The following is a 4,141-nucleotide window of genomic DNA, read 5'->3' on the forward strand; positions in this document are numbered from 1 at the left end:
GCTATTTAAGCTTATAAATAATATTAAACTGAGAAATATCTTTTTAGATTTCATTTTGACTTGCTTGCTTACAACGGTCCGTATAACCGTCAGTTATCGGATTAAATATACTGTATTTTTGTTTTAGAACAGGTGTTAGCAATTCCGAGTGGATTCGGACGTAGTCGAATCCGCCGTAATTGCGGTTATACAGTGTTGTAGCCAGTTATTTTTATTCGTTTTATTTGGTTTTCGTGTTGTATTTCAATTTTATCCATTTCATTTTGGTCAAGTCCATTATAAATAGAAAAGAAATTTTCATTATCAGATTCTGACTCTTTTTCTAGTACAAATTCAATTCCGGTAAGTAATTCACTATCCAATGGATAAGTCAAGATATTAATTCTAGTTATCGGTTTGCTTAAGTTTTTAACCAATTCTGGCTTTCCATTTTCTTTCCATGCAAGAGGCATTTCGTCTCCGCTACCGTACCAATCCAGTTTCTCTGATAATTCAAAAGAATTTATAGTCAAACTGAATTCAGTTAACTGATATACTGTAAACTCAAATCTGTTTCCATCAAATTCTAGTATTACAGGTCCATCGGCAAGCCATTCATTTTCATTAATATCCCACATAACCCAAAATCGGTCAATTTTTTTTCCAATGAGTTCCGATAGAGTTTTCTCAAATTCATTCTTAAAACTCTCAGGTTTAGTATGAAATTTTGGTTTATATGATGGAATTCCAAGCATTCTGTGCTAATTGGCTACAACGGTTTGTGTATAGTTTCGTTGCGTGAAAATCCGCTAGGATTTTCAGGTTTAAGAAACTAAGATAGCAAAGTTGCGAGGATTTTCCGAGAGGAAAATCGGAAGCAATGAATTATACACGGTGTTGTAGTACGTTATTTTTAATAATCGGAGGTTTTATACTCATCAGTTTCCACTATCAAAACAGTTCCTTTCAAATCGGTAATTTCCATTTTGATAAATTTCCCGTTTAAATAATATAGTTTTTTTAAGTCGTTTTTCCTTTTGAAAACTATAAAGCCTTGTCTTAATCCATTTTCATCATCAAATCCAGTGGTGTCATTTTCAAACACAAAGTATCTCCTCTCATACAATTTTAGTTTGGGGACATTTTTTTTAAGCAATTTATTGTTTACATAGAACCTTGTGTCTAAGTTTAATGATTGTTCAAATTGTACTATAAAATCATAGGCGCATATACATTCACAAGATATACCTGTCTCTTTTAGGTCAATTTTCACAATATTATCAACCTTATTACTTTTCAATTCAAAGTCAACACAGCAAGTTGCTGTAGTCGAAAAATGGATTATTCTAGAGTTTTCAGTTATTGAGTCTTTTGTAAGTCTGGTGTTAAAGCGATAAGCATCAATATTTTCATCACACTCTACACTAAGAATTTTAGATTCAATATTGAGTTTTTGTCCAAATATTTGGCTTGAGAATGTAAGAAGTAATATGAAAGTCAGTTTACTCATCTTTAATGTACTACAACGGTCTCGTATAACCGTCAGTTACGGGTTAATATGCGTTAATTTTCGGTTTGGCACTGACTTTAGCAATTCCGAGTGGATTCAGACGTAGTCGAATCCGCCGTAATTGCGGTTATACATTGTTGTACGCTGGCTTTTTATTCGTTCAGTTCTTTCCAACATTTTTGTACTTCTCGTTCAACTTCTTTTTCCATTTTTGGTAATTCATTCAGAATCCAGCTTTTACTTTCTTTGGTCAGATAATTTTTATTTTCAGTTAGTTTGAATTCCATTGCGTTTTTGATTAATGGAATCAAGTCTTTCGTTTCTGTGTCGCCATTCGCAAAATTTGGTCCGATTAAATATCCTAAAATATCTTTCTCGTATTTTGGTTTGTAATGTAATATGTGCGTTACAATCGGAAAATAGAAGTAAAAGAAACTATTTGTGTTTGATTGATATTGAATCTTGTTAAATTCCGAAATTAACAATTCAGATTGCGAGTCAGAAGTGTCAAAGTCCAATTCGCGAAGTAATTCATAAGTTCTTTTTGCACTAGGTTCAATTTCTCCCATTCTCTTTAAGTCAGAAAATGCTTTTTCAAATTCCGATTTAACTTCTCTGTTCTTTATCCAATCTAAAATTCTCAATTAGTTCTGTTTTTTCAAGCTTGCGTACAACGGTTTGTGTATAGTTTCGTTGCGTGAAAATCCGCAGGATTTTCAGGTTTAAGAAACTAAGATAGCAAACTTGCGAGGATTTTCCGTGAGGAAAATCAGAAGCAATGAATTATACACGGTGTTGTATGCAGGTTTTTATTTTCCATAATATGAATTCATTTCTTTTTTAAATTCTTCTGGCGTACGAAATTCATATTTTTCATATTCTTCTATACAACTAACAATATCATAGTCAATATGTTTATTTGTCCTAAAATAATCCTTTACCTTTTCATTATCTGCACCAAAGACTAATTCAATATCTAATCCACATTCCGCATCAAAACTTGTGTCCATTTTTGCCTCAAATAGCAAAGGAATATCTTCAAATTTTCCAAATGAATACAACATAAAAGTTAGTTGGCGTAAAGTTTCTCTCATTAAAGTTTCTTCTCTACAATAATCAATTTCAGCTCGGAGCAAATATTTGATTAATTCTCTGTTTTTTAATTTTTCGGAATCAAAAATAATTTCCACTATCTTTTCTCTGAAATCAGCATTTATGTCATCGCTTTCTCCCCATTCTTCTTTTCCGTTATGAATGAAATCAACCTTTTTTAAAATATCCTTCGGAGGTAGATTAGGGCTGGATAATTCTATACTATTTATAAAATCTTCTATTTCCATTTTTTATTTACTTGCATACAACGGCTCATGTAACACTGCCGTTGCGTTTGGTTTTGGGATTAAAGATAGCTAAATGGTAACAACAATTAGTGCATGCAAGGATTTTCCGTAGGAAAATCGGAAGCAATGCATGTTACATATTGTTGGCAATAGTTATTTTTCAAAAGATTGAATAACCTCGTTTTTATCCTCAGAAAACACAAACACTTTAGAGCTTCTTGGGCGAGTTAATAGTATTTCACTTTTTCCTTTTTTATAATCAGGGAGGTTATAATCAAAAAAATAAAAGGGAATATAACCTTCCGAATCTAACATGTGTGATTTTTGTGCTTGAATTGAATTAGATAGATAGGTAAAAGAATTCGTTGTATGAAAAATACAAACGCCATTCTTAAGCTCAATTAAATAAGATAATGTTTTCGTGTTATATTTCAATTTGTCAGAGAGGAAACAATACATTTCATTGTAGTAATATCCTTTTATTTTGAATACGTTCAAAAACTCAATATTTTGTTTGGAGAGTTCTTTTAATAAGTTTGATTTTTCCTTTTGAAATATTGTTTTTATCAGTAATGGGCTCATCCCATAAAACTCAATTTTATCAAATTTTGTTTCCAAATCGTTCATTGGGTAATCATATTTGGATTGAGTTAAATTGGATTTAAATTTATGTTCTATACAATACTCCAATAATTTTAAAGTATTCCAAATATCAAATTCACCATTTAATTGTCTAATGCAAATAGCTGATTTTCCATTTTTAGTTTTATAGCTTTTTTGTTGAGTTTGCTTTATAGAATGCAAATCCATATTAATTAAGTAAACTTGGTTTGGATTTCCATTTTCAACTATAGTTAGAGGAGAAAGGTGAAAAGATGGGGCATGACAAAATTCAAGAACAATAGTGTCTTTATAAGATAGTCTTTCAGCAAGTTCTTGTGCAAGTTTCCCTATGATTTCAACATCAACTGTTGAACCATAATTATTCCAAGGCGTTCTTAAGTAGGTCTTTACATTGCCAAAGTTCTTCTGATATACTTGATCTTTATGAAATCCATATGAATTCATAGAAAACAACAATCCTATGATGATTATTGAAAGTTTTTTCATAATTATTGCCAACGGTTTGTGTATAGTTTTGTTGCGTGAAAATCCGTAGGATTTTCGGGTTAAGAAACTAAGATAGTAAAGTTGCGAGGATTTTCCGTGAGGAAAATCGGAAGCAATGAATTATACACGGTGTTGGCAACTGTGTTTTTATTCTATTATAAATTCATCATCAGTTTCAATGGTTTTGATTTCGATATTACTT

The 4,141-nt window shown here is 31.2% G+C and carries 5 protein-coding genes; all 5 read right to left on the reverse strand.

The window, feature by feature from the left end; genetic code table 11:
* Positions 1-185: 185 nt before the first annotated feature.
* The 5 genes from ZA05_RS15275 to ZA05_RS15295 all read right to left on the reverse strand — a co-directional run bounded on the left by ZA05_RS15275 (position 186) and on the right by ZA05_RS15295 (position 3,939).
* A complete protein-coding gene (locus ZA05_RS15275; protein WP_053992559.1) occupies positions 186-734 on the reverse strand; it encodes a hypothetical protein in 549 nt (182 codons plus the stop codon).
* A gap of 158 nt (positions 735-892) precedes the next feature.
* The gene (locus ZA05_RS15280; RefSeq protein WP_053992560.1) at positions 893-1,489 is read right to left on the reverse strand and encodes a hypothetical protein; all 597 of its coding nucleotides are present in this window, start codon (positions 1,487-1,489) and stop codon (positions 893-895) included.
* Positions 1,490-1,641: 152 nt separating this feature from the next.
* On the reverse strand, positions 1,642-2,133 hold the full coding sequence (locus ZA05_RS15285; RefSeq protein WP_036119431.1) for a hypothetical protein: 492 nt from the start codon (positions 2,131-2,133) through the stop codon (positions 1,642-1,644).
* 165 nt (positions 2,134-2,298) lie between these two features.
* Positions 2,299-2,829 (reverse strand): hypothetical protein, encoded by a 531-nt coding sequence (locus tag ZA05_RS15290; protein WP_053992561.1) that lies wholly within the window; start codon positions 2,827-2,829, stop codon positions 2,299-2,301.
* Positions 2,830-2,982: 153 nt separating this feature from the next.
* Positions 2,983-3,939 (reverse strand): hypothetical protein, encoded by a 957-nt coding sequence (locus ZA05_RS15295; protein ID WP_157514726.1) that lies wholly within the window; start codon positions 3,937-3,939, stop codon positions 2,983-2,985.
* Positions 3,940-4,141: the final 202 nt, after the last annotated feature.

This window comes from Mangrovimonas sp. TPBH4 (assembly GCF_001280505.1).
In the GTDB taxonomy this organism is placed as follows: Bacteria; Bacteroidota; Bacteroidia; order Flavobacteriales; family Flavobacteriaceae; genus Mangrovimonas_A.

What these genes read in the sequence shown, in the direction of transcription:
- ZA05_RS15275 (WP_053992559.1), bottom strand. Translation starts at nt 734, where the DNA reads ATGCTTGGAATTCCATCATATAAACCAAAATTTCATACTAAACCTGAG.
- ZA05_RS15295 (WP_157514726.1), bottom strand. Translation starts at nt 3,939, where the DNA reads ATGAAAAAACTTTCAATAATCATCATAGGATTGTTGTTTTCTATGAAT.
- ZA05_RS15290 (WP_053992561.1), bottom strand. Translation starts at nt 2,829, where the DNA reads ATGGAAATAGAAGATTTTATAAATAGTATAGAATTATCCAGCCCTAAT.
- ZA05_RS15280 (WP_053992560.1), bottom strand. Translation starts at nt 1,489, where the DNA reads ATGAGTAAACTGACTTTCATATTACTTCTTACATTCTCAAGCCAAATA.